Annotated in this window: 12 protein-coding genes; 8 read left to right on the top strand and 4 right to left on the bottom strand. The window is 66.6% G+C overall.

Annotated features, from left to right (window positions below):
- Positions 1-15: 15 nt before the first annotated feature.
- A complete protein-coding gene (locus tag AAFN46_RS07655; protein ID WP_347808101.1) occupies positions 16-1392 on the bottom strand; it encodes a TRAP transporter large permease subunit in 1377 nt (458 codons plus the stop codon).
- A complete protein-coding gene (locus tag AAFN46_RS07650; protein WP_347808100.1) occupies positions 1385-1924 on the bottom strand; it encodes a TRAP transporter small permease subunit in 540 nt (179 codons plus the stop codon). Before AAFN46_RS07650 ends, AAFN46_RS07655 begins: the two co-directional genes overlap by 8 nt.
- Positions 1925-2159: 235 nt before the next feature.
- On the opposite strand from AAFN46_RS07650, the gene AAFN46_RS07645 reads away from it, so the two are divergent.
- Positions 2160-3260 (top strand): TRAP transporter substrate-binding protein, encoded by a 1101-nt coding sequence (locus tag AAFN46_RS07645; RefSeq protein WP_347808099.1) that lies wholly within the window; start codon positions 2160-2162, stop codon positions 3258-3260.
- Between the two features lie 561 nt (positions 3261-3821).
- Here the strand turns inward: AAFN46_RS07645 and AAFN46_RS07640 are convergent.
- Both AAFN46_RS07640 and AAFN46_RS07635 read right to left on the bottom strand, forming a co-directional pair.
- Positions 3822-4721, bottom strand: a complete 900-nt coding sequence (locus AAFN46_RS07640; protein WP_347808098.1) for a D-hexose-6-phosphate mutarotase — start codon at positions 4719-4721, stop codon at positions 3822-3824.
- 98 nt (positions 4722-4819) lie between these two features.
- On the bottom strand, positions 4820-5224 hold the full coding sequence (locus tag AAFN46_RS07635) for an acyl-CoA thioesterase (protein WP_347808097.1): 405 nt from the start codon (positions 5222-5224) through the stop codon (positions 4820-4822).
- A gap of 248 nt (positions 5225-5472) precedes the next feature.
- Here AAFN46_RS07635 and AAFN46_RS07630 point away from each other — a divergent pair, with 248 nt between their 5' ends.
- The 7 genes from AAFN46_RS07630 to AAFN46_RS07600 all read left to right on the top strand — a co-directional run bounded on the left by AAFN46_RS07630 (position 5473) and on the right by AAFN46_RS07600 (position 14500).
- Positions 5473-6438 (top strand): phosphate ABC transporter substrate-binding protein PstS family protein, encoded by a 966-nt coding sequence (locus AAFN46_RS07630; RefSeq protein ID WP_347808096.1) that lies wholly within the window; start codon positions 5473-5475, stop codon positions 6436-6438.
- Between the two features lie 165 nt (positions 6439-6603).
- Complete coding sequence (locus AAFN46_RS07625; protein ID WP_347808095.1) at positions 6604-8886, top strand: ABC transporter permease subunit; 2283 nt, start codon at positions 6604-6606, stop codon at positions 8884-8886.
- A 16-nt stretch (positions 8887-8902) separates the two neighbouring features.
- Positions 8903-10579 (top strand): phosphate ABC transporter permease PstA, encoded by a 1677-nt coding sequence (gene pstA, locus AAFN46_RS07620; protein ID WP_347808094.1) that lies wholly within the window; start codon positions 8903-8905, stop codon positions 10577-10579.
- 96 nt (positions 10580-10675) lie between these two features.
- On the top strand, positions 10676-11509 hold the full coding sequence (gene pstB, locus AAFN46_RS07615; protein WP_347808093.1) for a phosphate ABC transporter ATP-binding protein PstB: 834 nt from the start codon (positions 10676-10678) through the stop codon (positions 11507-11509).
- A gap of 133 nt (positions 11510-11642) precedes the next feature.
- On the top strand, positions 11643-12371 hold the full coding sequence (gene phoU, locus AAFN46_RS07610) for a phosphate signaling complex protein PhoU (RefSeq protein ID WP_347808092.1): 729 nt from the start codon (positions 11643-11645) through the stop codon (positions 12369-12371).
- A gap of 93 nt (positions 12372-12464) precedes the next feature.
- The gene (locus tag AAFN46_RS07605) at positions 12465-13394 is read left to right on the top strand and encodes a response regulator (protein WP_347808091.1); all 930 of its coding nucleotides are present in this window, start codon (positions 12465-12467) and stop codon (positions 13392-13394) included.
- A gap of 209 nt (positions 13395-13603) precedes the next feature.
- A complete protein-coding gene (locus AAFN46_RS07600; RefSeq protein ID WP_347808090.1) occupies positions 13604-14500 on the top strand; it encodes a peptidoglycan DD-metalloendopeptidase family protein in 897 nt (298 codons plus the stop codon).
- Positions 14501-14597: the final 97 nt, after the last annotated feature.

Raw genomic sequence — 14597 nt, 5'->3', positions numbered from 1 at the left:
GCGGGCCGGCATCGTTCATTTGCCGTACAGCTCGTTGGGCAGCCAGGTGATCAGTTCCGGCCAGAGGTAGGCGATCACCAGCATCAGCAACTGGATGCCGATGAAGGGCACCACGCCCTTGTACATCACCATGGTCGGTACCGACTTGGGCGTGACCCCGCGCAGGTAGAACAGCGAGAAGCCGAACGGCGGGGTGAGGAAGGAGGTCTGCAGGTTCATCGCGATCATCACGCCCAGCCAGACCGGGTCCAGGCCCATGGCCAGCAGCACGGGACCGACGATCGGTACCACGACGAAGGTGATCTCGATGAAGTCGAGGATGAAGCCGAGCAGGAAGATCACCAGCATCACCAGGGCGAAAGCGCCGAGCACGCCGCCGGGCAACTGGGCGAACACGTCCTCGATCAGCACCTCGCCGCCGAAGCCACGGAACACCAGGGAGAACAGCGAGGCGCCGATCAGGATGAGGAACACCATGGCGCTGATCTCGGTGGTGCCGTAGGCCACTTCCTTGAGCTGGGCGAAACTCAGCTTGCGCTTGCCCAGGGCCAGCAGCATGGCACCGACCGCACCGAGGGCGGCGGCCTCGGTGGGGGTGGCGTATCCGGCGAGGATCGAGCCGAGCACGGCGGCGATCAGCACCAGCGGCGGCACCAGGGCGGCGAACAGCTTGCCCCATTCGATCGGGCCCAGCTCCTCCTGCGGTAGTGCCGGCATCTTCTTTGGCTGGGTGAAGGCGACGAAGATCAGGTAGAGGATGTACAGGCCGACCAGCAGCAGGCCGGGAATCAGCGCGCCGACGAACAGGTCGCCGACCGACACGGTCTTGGGCGAGAAGATGCCCATCTTCAGCTGGGCCTGGGAGTAGGCGCTGGACATCACGTCGCCGAGCAGCACCAGGATGATCGACGGCGGGATGATCTGCCCCAGGGTGCCGGTGGCGGCCAGGGTGCCGGTGGCCACGGCCGGGTCGTAGCCGCGCCGCAGCATGGTCGGCAGGGCCAGCAGGCCCATGGTCACCACGGTGGCGCCGACGATGCCGGTGCTGGCGGCGAGCAGCGCGCCGACCACGCACACCGAGATCGCCAGGCCGCCGCGCAGGGTGCCGAACAGGCGCGACATGGACTCCAGCAAGTCTTCGGCGACCCGCGACTTCTCCAGCATCACGCCCATGAACACGAACAGCGGCACGGCCAGCATGGTCTGGTTGTTCATGATGCCGAACAGGCGGTTGGGCAAGGCGTGCAGGTAGCCACCGTCGAAGGTGCCGGTGAGCATGCCGATGCCGGCGAACAGCAGGGACACGCCGCCCAGGGTGAAGGCCACCGGGTAGCCGGCCATCAGTGCCAGGCAGATGCTGACGAACAGCAGGATCGCCATCAACTCAGCCATGCTTCACCTCCGGCGCGGGGATCTTGCCGGCCAGCACATAGCCGTGGCGGATCAGCTCGACCAGGCTCTGCAGGATGAGACTGACCGTCAGCACCAGGATGATGCTCTTCTGCAGGTAGACGAAGGCCAGGCCGCCGGATTCGCCGGATTTCTCCAGGGTCGACCAGGAGGCGCTCACGTAGTCCCAGCTGTTCCAGCCGAGGAACAGGCAGAAGGGCAGGAGGAACAGCAGGTTGCCGAGGATCTCCACCAGCGCGCGGCGGCGTGCGGAGAAGTTCTGGTAGAAGATGTCCACGCGCACGTGGCCGCCGCGCTGCAGGGTCCAGGCGGCGGCGCCCATGAACACCAGGGCGTGGGCGTACATCACGGCTTCCTGCAGGGCGGTGGCGCCGATGCCGAAGCCGTAGCGCAGCACCACCACGATGGCGGTGCCGAGCACCAGGAACAGGGTCAGCCAGGCGCAGGCGCGGCCGAGCAGGGCGTTCGCCGCGCCAAGCGCGTCGGCGATGCGAAGTAGCGGGGGAGTGGACATCGTGGGTCCTTCTTGTTGTCGGTGCGGGCGAGGCGGGCCGTTCGTGGCGGCCGGGTCGGCGATTCTCGCAGCCGCGGGGCGGCTGCGGCAATCTACCTACGACTTTAGTCGAAGCGTCTAGGCTAGAGAGTCGGTAACCCCTAAGGTTATGGGGCTCAGTTCGACCCGGGCGATCCTCTGGTCAGACCATTTGAACCGCGTCGCCGGTTCCACAACAAGAAATAAGGAGTCTTGCATGAAACGTCGTGACATCCTCGCCGCCGCCGGTGTCGGCCTCGCGGCTACCGCGTTGGCCGGCTGCAACAAGCAGGCCGAGACCAGCTGCGAGCCGCAGCAGGGCGGTGGGGGCGAGACCTTCACCTGGAAGATGGTCACCTCCTGGCCGAAGAACTTCCCCGGTGTCGGCGTCGGCGCCGAGCGTTTCGCCAAGCTGGTCAACGAGATGAGCGGCGGGCGCCTGACCGTCAAGGTCTACGCCGCCGGCGAGCTGGTGCCGGCCCTGGAGGTGTTCGATGCGGTGTCGCGCGGCACCGCCGAGCTGGGCCATGGCGCGCCCTACTACTGGAAGGGCAAGGTGCCGGCCGCGCAGTTCTTCTGCGCCCTGCCGTTCGGCCCGAACGCCGCCGAGATGAACGCCTGGCTGTTCAAGGGCGGCGGCATGCAGCTGTGGGAGGAGGTGTACAAGCCGTTCGGCGTACTGCCGATCCTGTGCGGCTCCACCGGGGTGCAGACCGCCGGCTGGTTCAACAAGGAGATCAACTCGCCGGCCGACTTCCAGGGCCTGAAGATGCGCACCCCGGGCCTGGGCGGCGAGGTGCTGACCAAGATGGGCGGCACCGTGGTCAACCTGCCGGCCGGCGAGATCTTCACCGCCCTGCAGACCGGCGCCATCGACGCCACCGAGTGGATCGGCCCGTACAACGACCTGGCCCTGGGCCTGCACAAGGCAGCCAAGTACTACTACACCCCGGGCTGGCAGGAGCCCAACGTGACCTTCGAGCTGGACGTCAACCTCAAGGCCTGGGAGACCCTGCCGGCCGACCTGCAGGCCATCGTCCGCGCCGCCGCCCGCGACGTCAACGCCGACATGCTCGACGACTACAACGCGCGCAACATGGAGGCCCTGGAGACACTCAAGAGCGAGGGCGTGGAAGTGCGCCGCCTGCCCGACGAGGTGCTGGCCAGGCTCAAGCAGGTGGCCACCGAAGTGGTCGAGGCCAGCGCCGCCGCCGACCCGGCCGCGGCCAAGGTCTACGAGGCGCAGAGCGCCTACTTCAAGCGCCTGCAGGCCTATGCCAAGGTCGCCGAGGAGGATATCTACCAGATCCGTGGCTGATCGGCGGCGCAGTAACGAGAAGGCCGGTGGAGCGATCCACCGGCCTTTTTCATGTCTGCGCCAACCCTCTCGCGGCCATCCGGGCCGTTCGCCCCTCTACGCAACGATTCCGTTCGCCCTCCTGCAAGGGGCGTTTGCTGCTGCCTGAAAGGCCGCGCGGGCACAGCAGGACAGCCGATGGCTGAACGCGCGATGTGTCAGGCGGTGCGGAGCCGAGTCCCCGTCAGGAGGCCGAGTGGAGGTGTCGCGCAGGGGAGCGAGCCGCAAGGATGCGGCGAGAGGCATAACGGGCCAGGGATGGCCCGTGTATGCCGGCCCCCGGAGCGGCGCCGGAAGGAGGGAAGTCTGGCCGCAGGCCAGACCCGGATGTCGGGGTGCCCTTCTTCTTTGGTTACTTTCTTGTTGGGCAAGCAACAAGAAAGTGACTCGCCCGGTGGGGCGAAAACAGAACCATCCGCCAGCACGGAAAGCGGCAAACAGGCCACTAGGGGCACACAATCTTGCCTGCCCTGGTCCTCGCACTGGCGCGAAGCCTCTTCCCCATTACCCCGCAGGCGGGCCTCAGATCGCCTCGCTCCACAGGCTCAGGCGCAGCTCGTGGCTGGCGCCGGGGGCCAGCTCGATGCAGTCGTCCCAGGCGTTGGCCGTCTCGATGCACAGCATGCGCTGCCAGGCGTCCTCGGCGAACTGCGACAGGCGCTGGGCCTTGCCGATCCAGGGGTTCCACAGCACCGCCGAACGCGAGCCCTCGGCCTCCAGCAGGATGCGCCGGTTCCAGCCGGCATCGACCAGGGCCAGGCGCGTCGGCACGTCCAGGTAGATGCGGTCGGTCTCGCCGGCGAAGGCCAGGGCGCCGGCCTGGCGGCGTTCCTGCCAGCCGTCCAGGGTGTCGATGTAGCGGCAGCCGTCCAGGCCCAGCACGCGGCTCTGGCGGATATCGCTGACCGCGAAGTAGCTGTGCAGGGCCTGGCTCAGGTGCAGCGGGGCGTCGTCCAGGTTGCGGCTGTTCAGGCTCAGGTGCAGACGCTGGTCGAGGCGGATGTCCAGGCGCAGCTCGGCGGCATGCGGCCAGTGCGGCAGCGGCTGCTGGCGGGTGTCGCAGAGGAACTGCAACAGCACCGCCTCGCCCTGCTGCTCGATGCCCAGCAGTTGCCAGTCCAGGCCGCGCACGCCACCGTGGGCCGGCGCCTCGCCGAGGCTGTCGTGCAGCGCCTGCACCGGCAGGGGATTGCGCGCCAGGTCGCCGAACCAGGGCCAGCACAGCGGCACGCCACCGCGCACCGCCTGGCCATGCTGGTAGCCGGCCTGCTCGCTGAGCCAGATGATCGGCGGCTGATCGCCGTGCTGGTAATGCAGGACCTGCGCGCCCTGCTGGGCCACCAGCAGTTCGCTGTCGCCCAGGTGCACGCGCCAGCAGGTCAGCTCACCCAGGTCCACTCGTTCGATTTGCGCTTGGCTCATGGCCGGCTCCAGAGGGTCGATGACCCATTTGAGCGCAGCTCGGGGCAAAGGCCAAGGGCCATGCAATATGCCGACACGCGGTCGGCGTATTGCGCGGCTCAGCCGCGGCGCTGGGGAACCGGGCGGGTGCGGCCGCTGCCGTCGATGGCGACGAAGACGAACACCGCCTCGGTGACCTTGCGCCACTCGCTGGACAGCGGGTCCTCGCTCCACACCTCGACCAGCATCTGGATCGAGCTGCGGCCGATCTCCAGCACCTGGGTGTAGAAGGACAGCTGCGCGCCCACCGCCACCGGCACCAGGAAGGCCATGCGGTCGATGGCCACGGTGGCCACCCGGCCGCCGGCGACCCGGCTGGCCATGGCGGTGCCGGCCAGGTCCATCTGCGACACCAGCCAGCCGCCGTAGATGTCGCCGAAGCCGTTGGTCTCGCGCGGTAGGGCGGTGATCTGCAGGGCGAGGTCGCCCTGGGGGATGGGATCTTCCTGTTCGAGTTCGATCATGGCGGGTGCTGCCCCAGATTTTCTTATGATTGGGAGCGGCCAGCGGGCCTGGCTGGCCAGAGGCGCAGTATATAGGGCCGCGCGGCGGCGCACGACCGAGCGCTTGCGCATTTCTGTCGAAGGATAGAGCGAATCTGCGCAATTCCGGGGGCGTTCATGTAATTGTCACAATCCATTCATAGAGTGTTCATGCGGCCTGTCGATACTTGGGCCCGTTCCATCCAACCCCTTCCTGCTAGGAGCAAGGCATGAAACTCAAGCGTTTGATGGCGGCCCTGACCTTCGTCGCCGCTGGCGTAAGCGCCGCTACGGCGGTGGCCGCCGTCGACCCGGCCATCCCCGCCTACGAAAAGACCTCCGGCGTGTCTGGCAACCTGTCCAGCGTCGGCTCCGACACCCTGGCCAACCTGATGACTCTGTGGGCCGAGGAGTACAAGAAGAACTACCCGAATGTGAACATCCAGATTCAGGCCGCCGGTTCTTCCACCGCGCCGCCCGCTCTGACCGAGGGTACCTCCAACCTCGGCCCGATGAGCCGTGAGATGAAGGACAACGAGCTGCAGGCCTTCGAAGAGAAGTTCGGCTACAAGCCGACCGCCATTCCGGTCGCGGTCGACGCCCTGGCCGTGTTCGTGCACAAGGACAATCCGATCAAGTCCCTGGACATGGCTCAGGTCGACGGCATCTTCTCCGCCAACCGCCTGTGCGGTGGCAGCAACATCAAGACCTGGGGCGACCTGGGCCTGAGCGGCGAGTGGGCCGACAAGCCGATCCAGCTGTTCGGTCGCAACTCGGTATCCGGCACCTACGGCTACTTCAAGGAAGCGGCCCTGTGCAAGGGCGACTTCCGCGGTAACGTCAACGAGCAGCCGGGTTCGGCTTCGGTGGTGCAGTCCATCTCCAGCACCGTCAATGCCATCGGCTACTCCGGCGTCGGCTACAAGACCGCCAGCGTGCGGGCCGTGCCGCTGTCGAAGAAGGGCGGTGAAGCTTTCGAGGCCAACGAGGCCAACGCCCTGGCCGGCAAGTACCCGCTGTCGCGCTTCCTGTTCGTCTACGTGAACAAGGAGCCGAACAAGCCGCTGAGCCCGCTGGAAGCCGAGTTCATCAAGCTGGTGCTGTCCAAGCAGGGTCAGGAAGTGGTGCTCAAGGACGGCTACATCCCGCTGCCGCTCAAGGTGATCGAGAAGGCCAAGCAGGACGCCGGTCTCTAAGCCGAGCCGTCTAGGCATAGCGCCGGACTGAGCCCGCCACCCCTCACGGGGCTGGCGGGCTCAGTCGCGTCGTCTCTCTGTAATGTTTCTGTCACAAAGGCTCGCTAAATTGTGCCCTCCTGCACAGTAAGCGGTGCCGCACCCGTGGCGCCCCGAGAAATCCTCATGAATGACCTGGCTAGTAACGGCATGAGCGCGACATCGAACGGGCAGCGAATCGATTTCGATACCCCGGCCCTGCAACGCAAGCGGCGCATCCGTGCCCTCAAGGATCGTCTCGCCCACTGGTATGTGTCCATCGGCGGTCTGGCCGTTCTGGGCACCATCACCCTGATCTTCTTCTACCTCGCCTATGTGGTCGCTCCGATCTTCTCCGGTGCCGAGTTGGAGGCGCGCAAGGCCCAGCAGCCGAGCTGGCTGAACGGCCAGGACGAGGCCCTGTTGCTCTATGTGGAGGAGCAGAACAAGGTGGCCATGCGCCTGGCGCGCAGCGGCCAGGTGCAGTTCTTCGCCCTCAAGGATGGCGCGCCGCTCAATAGCCAGCAGCTGCCGTTGCCGGCCGGCGTCGACATCGTCTCCGTGGGCCAGGATCAACCGGCCAGCCACCGCGTGGCGCTGGGGCTGTCCAACGGCCAGGTGCTGGTATTCGAGCACCGCTACAAGGTCACTTATCCGAACAACGTCAAGACCATCACCCCGGTGCTGGAGTACCCCCTGGGCGAGGTGCCTGTCACCATCGATCCCCAGGGCCGTGCCCTGGAACACGTGACCGTCAGCAAGGGCGAGGACGGCGTGCTGCTGGTCGGCTCGCATGGTGCCGAACTGCAGGTGCTGTCGATCACCCGCGAAGAGAACATGATGACCGGCGAAACCACGATCAGCGAGGAGCGCATCGCGCTGCCGCAGATCGCCGAGCCGATCAAGGCGCTGGTCGTCGACCCGCGCCAGTTGTGGCTGTACGTGATCAATGGCAAGGCCAACGCCGATGTCTTCGATCTGCGCAGCAAGCAACTCAACGGCCGCTACAAGCTGCTGCAGGGCAACGCCGAAGTCACTGTGGTCAGCCCGCTGCTCGGCGGTATCTCGTTGATGATCGGCGACAGTCGCGGTGGCATCGCCCAGTGGTTCATGGTCCGCGACGCCGACGACAAGTCCGCGCTGACCCACATCCGCTCCTTCCAGCAGGGCGATGCGGCGATCACCCAGATCCTCCCCGAGGAGCGCCGCAAGGGCTTCGTCGCCCTCGACGCCGAGGGCAAGCTGGGCATCTTCCACAGCACCGCGCAGCGCACCCTGCTGGTCGAGGCGGTCGCCGAGGGCTCCGCCATCGCCGCCCTGTCGCCGCGTGCCAATCGTATCCTGGTGGAGGCGAACGGCCAGCTGCAGCGCTTCGTGGTCGACAACCCGCACCCGGAGATCTCCTGGAGCTCGCTGTGGAGCAAGGTCTGGTACGAGAGCTACGACGAGCCCAAGTACGTCTGGCAGTCGACTTCGGCCAACAGCGACTTCGAGCCCAAGATGAGCCTGGCGCCGCTGACCTTCGGCACCCTCAAGGCGGCCTTCTACGCCATGTTGCTGGCCGCCCCGCTGGCCATCTGCGCGGCCATCTACACCGCCTACTTCATGGCCCCGGCCATGCGCCGCAAGGTCAAGCCGATGATCGAGCTGATGGAGGCGCTGCCGACGGTGATCCTCGGCTTCTTCGCCGGCCTGTTCCTCGCCCCCTATGTGGAGGGTCATCTGCCGGGTATCTTCAGCCTGCTGCTGCTCACCCCGGTCGGCGTGCTGCTGGCCGCCTATGCCTGGAGCCGCCTGCCGGAGCGCGTCCGTCTAGTGATTCCGGATGGCTGGGAAGCGGCCCTGCTGGTGCCGGTGATCCTGCTGGTCGGCACCTTCTCGCTGAGCATGAGCGGCCACCTGGAGAACTGGTTCTTCGGCGGCGACATGCGCATGTGGATCAGCAACGACTTAGGGATAACCTTCGACCAGCGCAACGCCCTGGTGGTCGGCCTGGCCATGGGCTTCGCGGTGATCCCGAACATCTTCTCGATCGCAGAAGACGCCGTGTTCAGCGTGCCCAAGAGCCTGACCCAGGGTTCCCTGGCCCTCGGTGCCACGCCCTGGCAGACCCTCACCCGGGTGGTGATCCTCACCGCCAGCCCGGGCATCTTCTCCGCCCTGATGATCGGCCTCGGTCGTGCGGTGGGCGAAACCATGATCGTGCTGATGGCCACCGGCAACACGCCGATCATGGAGGTGAATATCTTCGAGGGCCTGCGCACCCTGGCCGCCAACGTGGCGGTGGAAATGCCCGAGTCCGAGGTTGGCAGCAGCCACTACCGCGTGCTGTTCCTCTCCGCGCTGGTGCTGCTGGCCTTCACTTTCGTGATGAACACCCTGGCGGAGCTGATCCGCACCAGCCTGCGCAAGAAGTACGCCTCGCTCTGAGAACTGGGAGTAGTCCGTGAAACGCAAAGAACAAACCTTCAAGGCCTGGTTCAAGAGCGGCGCCCCCTGGGTCTGGATGACCGGCGGCGGCGTGGCCATCTCGGTGATCATGACCCTGGGCCTGCTGGCCGTGATCGCCGTGCGCGGCCTCGGCCACTTCTGGCCGGCCGACATCATCGAGGCCGATTACCAGGTGCCGGGCGAAGCCGCCCGCATCATGGCCGGCGAGCTGGTGCAGGAAGAGCAGGTGCCGCGCGCACGCCTGGCCGCCGCCGGCCTGCCGGTGGACGTTCAGGGCGGCGAGTTCATGACCCGTGAGCTGTTCAAGGTCGGCAACCGCGAAGTCTATGGCGCCGACTTCAGCTGGGTGGTCGCCGAATGGCTGAATGATCCGCGCACGCCGGCAAACATGCTGGCCATGGAGCGCCGCGAGTGGGGCAACTTCTACGGCTATCTGGTCAACGTCAAGGAGCGCGGCCAACTGGTCGGTGAGGGCGAGGCCGCCTGGGACGAGCTGCAGGAGCGCATCGCCCGGGTCGACGAGCTGCACGGCAAGCTGGTCAGGCTGGAGAAGAAGGACATCGGCCGGATCAACGCCGCGCTCGAGCGCCTGCGCCTGGAGAGCCGCGGGCTGGAGCTCAAGGGGCAGCTGGACGCCACCGCCCAGGCCGACCTGGACGCCCGCCGCAGCGAGCTCGATGCCCAATACCAGGTGCTCGAGGCCCAGCTGATCGAACTCAACCAGCAGTTGGCGCGCGACAGCGTGACGGTGAGAACCGCCGACGGCCGCGAGCAGGAAATCGCCCTGAGCAAGGTGGTGCGCGCCTATCAGCCCAACGCCATGGGCCTGGGCGCCAAGTTCGGCTTCTACTTCGCCAAGCTGTGGGAGTTCGTCAGCGACGACCCGCGCGAGGCCAACACCGAGGGCGGCGTGTTCCCGGCCATCTTCGGTACCGTGATGATGACCCTGATCATGGCGGTGATCGTCACCCCGTTCGGCGTGCTGGCGGCCATCTACCTGCGCGAGTACGCCAAGCAGGGCCCGCTGACCCGCATCATCCGCATCGCGGTGAACAACCTGGCCGGCGTGCCGGCCATCGTCTATGGCGTGTTCGGCCTGGGCTTCTTCGTCTATGTGCTGGGCGGCTCGATCGACCGCCTGTTCTTCCCCGAATCCGCGCCGGCGCCGACCTTCGGCACCCCGGGTCTGCTGTGGGCCTCGTTGACCCTGGCGATCCTCGCCGTGCCGGTGGTGATAGTCGCCACCGAGGAAGGCCTGGCGCGTATCCCGCGGGCCCTGCGCGAAGGCTCCCTGGCCCTCGGCGCGACCAAGGCCGAGACCCTGTGGAAGGTGGTGCTGCCGATGGCCAGCCCGGCCATGATGACCGGCATGATCCTCGCCGTGGCCCGCGCCGCCGGCGAGGTGGCGCCGCTGATGCTGGTGGGTGTGGTCAAGCTGGCGCCGAGCCTGCCGCTGGATGGCAACTACCCTTACTTGCACCTGGACCAGAAGATCATGCACCTGGGCTTCCACATCTACGACGTCGGCTTCCAGAGCCCCAACGTCGAGGCCGCGCGGCCGCTGGTGTACGCCACCGCGTTGCTGCTGGTGCTGGTGATCGCCACCCTGAACATGAGCGCGGTGTTTATCCGCAACCACCTGCGCGAGAAGTACAAGGCGCTGGACCATTAACAGCCGCTGCAAGCCGCCAGCTTCAAGTGGAAGCGACCCCGGCTTGGCTTGTAGCTTGAAGCTTGCAGCTTGCCGCTGCGAACGGAGTGAGCCCCTATGCAACACGAAGTACAGACCCACGGTATCGACATGGCCGCCCTCGGTCGGCAGAAGCAGGGCCTCAACCTGGCCGAGGAAACGGTCGCCCTCGAGGTGCCGAACCTCAACCTGTTCTACGGCGAGAAGCAGGCGCTGTTCGACGTGTCGATGAACATTCCCAAGCAGCGCGTGACCGCCTTCATCGGTCCGTCCGGCTGCGGCAAGTCGACCCTGCTGCGCACCTTCAACCGCATGAACGATCTGATCGACGGCTGCCGCGTCGCCGGCGAGATCCGTCTCGACGGCCACGACATCTATCACAAGGGCGTCGATGTGGCCGAGCTGCGCCGGCGCGTCGGCATGGTGTTCCAGAAGCCCAACCCCTTCCCCAAGAGCATCTACGAGAACGTGGTGTACGGCCTGCGCATCCAGGGCATCAACCAGAAGCGCGTGCTCGACGAGACGGTCGAGTGGGCGCTGAAGAGCGCGGCGCTGTGGGACGAGGTCAAGGACCGCCTGCACGAATCCGCCCTCGGCCTGTCCGGTGGCCAGCAGCAGCGCCTGGTGATCGCCCGTACCGTGGCCGTGCAGCCGGAAGTGCTGCTGCTCGACGAACCTTGCTCGGCGCTCGACCCGATCTCCACCCTCAAGGTCGAGGAGCTGATCTACGAGCTGAAGAGCAAGTACACCATCGTCATCGTCACCCACAACATGCAGCAGGCGGCGCGCGTGTCGGATTACACCGCCTTCATGTACATGGGCAAGCTGATCGAGTTCGGTGACACCGATACCCTGTTCACCAACCCGGCGAAGAAGCAGACCGAGGACTACATCACCGGCCGTTACGGCTAGTCGCGCAGAGCGCGACAGCTCCAAGCTTCAAGCCACAAGCTGCAAGAGATGCGATGAGCGAGAAGCCGAAGAACGATACGAACCACTTGAAGCTTGCGGCTAATGGCTTGCAGCTTTCGCGGAGCGAACCCCGATGATCAACAAAGACAGCCTCACCCATCATATCTCCCAGCAGTTCAACGCCGAGCTGGAGGAAGTGCGCAGCCACCTCCTGGCCATGGGCGGTCTGGTCGAGAAGCAGGTCAACGACGCGGTCACCGCGCTGATCGAGGCCGACTCCGGCCTGGCCCAGCAGGTGCGCGAGATCGACGATCAGATCAATCAGATGGAAACCAATATCGACGAGGAGTGCATCCGCATCCTCGCCCGTCGCCAGCCGGCCGCCTCCGACCTGCGCCTGATCATCAGCATCTCCAAGTCGGTGATCGACCTCGAGCGCATCGGCGACGAAGCCTCGAAGATCGCCAAGCGCGCCATCGAACTGTGCGAGACCGGCGAGGCGCCGCGCGGCTATGTCGAGGTACGCCATATCGGCGACCAGGTGCGCAGGATGGTGCAGGAGGCGCTGGACGCCTTCGCCCGCTTCGACGCCGAGCTGGCGCTGTCGGTGGCGCAGTACGACAAGACCGTCGACCGCGAATACAAGACCGCCCTGCGCGAACTGGTCACCTACATGATGGAAGACCCGCGCGCCATCAGCCGCGTGCTGTCGATCATCTGGGTGCTGCGTTCGCTGGAGCGCATCGGCGACCACGCGCGCAATATCGCCGAGCTGGTCATCTACTTGGTGCGCGGCACCGACGTGCGCCACATGGGCCTGGCGCGCATGCAGGAAGAGGTGCAGGGCGGCAAGAGCGAGTGAGGCGGGGCCGTCCGAGCGCTTGCGCGCCCGGGCGGTTGGCCTTGGGCCAGCATACACGGCTATGCTTGTCGCCAATGAGGGCGGGAGTGGCCGATGAGCAAAGTCAGTGTAATGGTGGTGGACGACGCGACCTTTATTCGCGATCTGGTGAAGAAGGGTCTGCGTGATCACTTCCCCGGCATCCAGATCGAGGAAGCGGTGAATGGGCGCAAGGCCCAGCAGATGCTCGCTCGTCAGCCGACCGACCTGATCCTCTGCGATTGGGAGATGCCGGAGATGTCCGGCCTCGAACTGCTCAGCTGGTGCCGCGAGCAGGACAGCCTGAAGACCGTGCCCTTCATCATGGTCACCAGCCGCGGCGACAAGGAGAACGTGGTCCAGGCCATCCAGGCCGGGGTCTCCGACTACATCGGCAAGCCCTTCTCCAACGACCAGCTGGTAACCAAGGTGAAGAAAGCCCTGCACCGCGCCGGCAAGCTGGCCGCCCTGGCCGCCGGCGCGTCGAGCAAGGCGCCGCTGACCTCGGCCCTGGCCAATGACTCGCTGGCCGCCCTGACCGGTGGCAAGGCCGAGGTGGTCAAGCCAGCCGGCAAGCCGGCCAAGCCCTCTGCCGCCGCGACCGAGGCCGCCGCGGCTTTCGCCAAGCCGGCGAGCAAGCCGGCGGCCAAGCCCTCCGCCAGCAGTGGCGGGCGTGGCCAGGGCCAGCTGCGCCTGCCCGGCGGCAGCATGGCCTGCGTGATCAAGGCGCTGAGCCTCAAGGAGGCGTTGCTGGTGGTCAGGCGTGGCGAGCCGCTGCCGCAGGTGCTGGAAAGCGCGGTGCTCGACCTGGAGCAGGGCGAGGCGGCCGAGACCGCGCGCCTCAACGGCTACCTGCACGCGGTGGCGGCGCTGGAGCCCAAGCCCGACAGCGAGTGGCTGCAGCTGACCTTCAAGTTCGTCGACCGCGACCCGCAGAAGCTCGACTACCTGTCGCGCCTGATCGCTCGTGGCACGGCGCAGAAGCACTTCGTGCCGGGCGCCTAATGGCGTTCACGTTCGGGTGCCTGTGCGGTGCGCGCGGCGAGGGGCGTGAGTCCGGCGCCAAACTGGGCTGTTTGATCAGCCAGTAGACCTCTGACCGACCGACGGCGGTGAGGTGCTTCACAGCCCGGCCGCCGCCTCCTCGCATGGGGCCCATGGCGCTGCTAGTCTTGCCAGTCCCGGATACCAATAACCACTCGATCCGTGAAGTCATGCTAGGGCGTACATTGCTTTTCTGCGCAGCGTTGCTGGTCGCCGGCCAGGCCAGTGCGCTGACCATCTACAAATATGTCGACAGGCACGGCACCGTGACCTACAGCGACAAGGCCGTGCCCGGCGCCCAGGTGTTCGTGTTCCGCGACCGCATGGTGGAGAAGCTGGACAACCTGGTGAAGCTGGAGACCAAGAAGCACGCCGCCGGCGAGACCCTGCTGGTGCGCAACGACCTGTACGCCCCGGTGGAGATCGAGCTGCGCCTGGGCCGGCTGGTCAACGCCGTCGGCGCTCCGGACGAGCCGATTCGCTGGGTGCTGCCGCCGCGCAGCCAGATCCGCCTGGCCACCCTGGCGCCGCGCGAGGCCGGCCAGCCGATGAGCTACAAGCCCAGGCTGCGCTACGCCATGGGCGATCCGCGCCTGCAGCCGCTGCTCTATCGCTACCCGCTGCCCTGGCGCGGCGGGCCGTTCCGCCTGACCCAGGGCGCCAACGGCAAGTACAGCCACTTCACCCCCAAGGGGCGCTACGCCATGGACATCGCCATGCCCGAGGGCACGCTGATAGTCGCCTCGCGCGGCGGCATGGTGGTGAAGACCGAGAACCATCAGAGCGGGCGCGGCAACAACCCCTCGGGCAACTACGTGCGCATCCTCCACGACGACGGCACCATGGGCGTCTACCTGCACCTGATGCGCGGCTCGGTGGCGGTGCGCGAGGGCCAGCGGGTGGCGGCCGGCACGCAGATCGCGCGTTCCGGCAACACCGGCAACAGCACCGGCCCGCACCTGCACTTCGTGGTGCAGCGCAACGTCGGCCTGGCCCTGGAGTCCATCCCCTTCAATTTCGCCCAGCCGGTGGACAGCCTGCCCAATTTCGCCGTGGGCGGCGAATAGACCTTTCGTCGGTGCGCGCGGCCGGTGCCGCGTCGAGGTCTTATGGTGGTCCTTGCGTGGCAAGCGCCCGGCGCTTGCAGTTCGGCCGCCCGGTGCG

The organism is Pseudomonas sp. CAU 1711 (genome assembly GCF_039888625.1).
Taxonomy (GTDB): domain Bacteria; phylum Pseudomonadota; class Gammaproteobacteria; order Pseudomonadales; family Pseudomonadaceae; genus Aquipseudomonas.
This window is presented reverse-complemented; position numbering and strand designations above follow the sequence as displayed.

Coding starts and splice junctions, on each gene's coding strand:
- AAFN46_RS07655 (WP_347808101.1), bottom strand. CDS start 1,392: ATGGCTGAGTTGATGGCGATCCTGCTGTTCGTCAGCATCTGCCTGGCA.
- AAFN46_RS07650 (WP_347808100.1), bottom strand. CDS start 1,924: ATGTCCACTCCCCCGCTACTTCGCATCGCCGACGCGCTTGGCGCGGCG.
- AAFN46_RS07645 (WP_347808099.1), top strand. CDS start 2,160: ATGAAACGTCGTGACATCCTCGCCGCCGCCGGTGTCGGCCTCGCGGCT.
- AAFN46_RS07640 (WP_347808098.1), bottom strand. CDS start 4,721: ATGAGCCAAGCGCAAATCGAACGAGTGGACCTGGGTGAGCTGACCTGC.
- AAFN46_RS07635 (WP_347808097.1), bottom strand. CDS start 5,224: ATGATCGAACTCGAACAGGAAGATCCCATCCCCCAGGGCGACCTCGCC.
- AAFN46_RS07630 (WP_347808096.1), top strand. CDS start 5,473: ATGAAACTCAAGCGTTTGATGGCGGCCCTGACCTTCGTCGCCGCTGGC.
- AAFN46_RS07625 (WP_347808095.1), top strand. CDS start 6,604: ATGAATGACCTGGCTAGTAACGGCATGAGCGCGACATCGAACGGGCAG.
- pstB (WP_347808093.1), top strand. CDS start 10,676: ATGCAACACGAAGTACAGACCCACGGTATCGACATGGCCGCCCTCGGT.
- phoU (WP_347808092.1), top strand. CDS start 11,643: ATGATCAACAAAGACAGCCTCACCCATCATATCTCCCAGCAGTTCAAC.
- AAFN46_RS07605 (WP_347808091.1), top strand. CDS start 12,465: ATGAGCAAAGTCAGTGTAATGGTGGTGGACGACGCGACCTTTATTCGC.
- AAFN46_RS07600 (WP_347808090.1), top strand. CDS start 13,604: ATGCTAGGGCGTACATTGCTTTTCTGCGCAGCGTTGCTGGTCGCCGGC.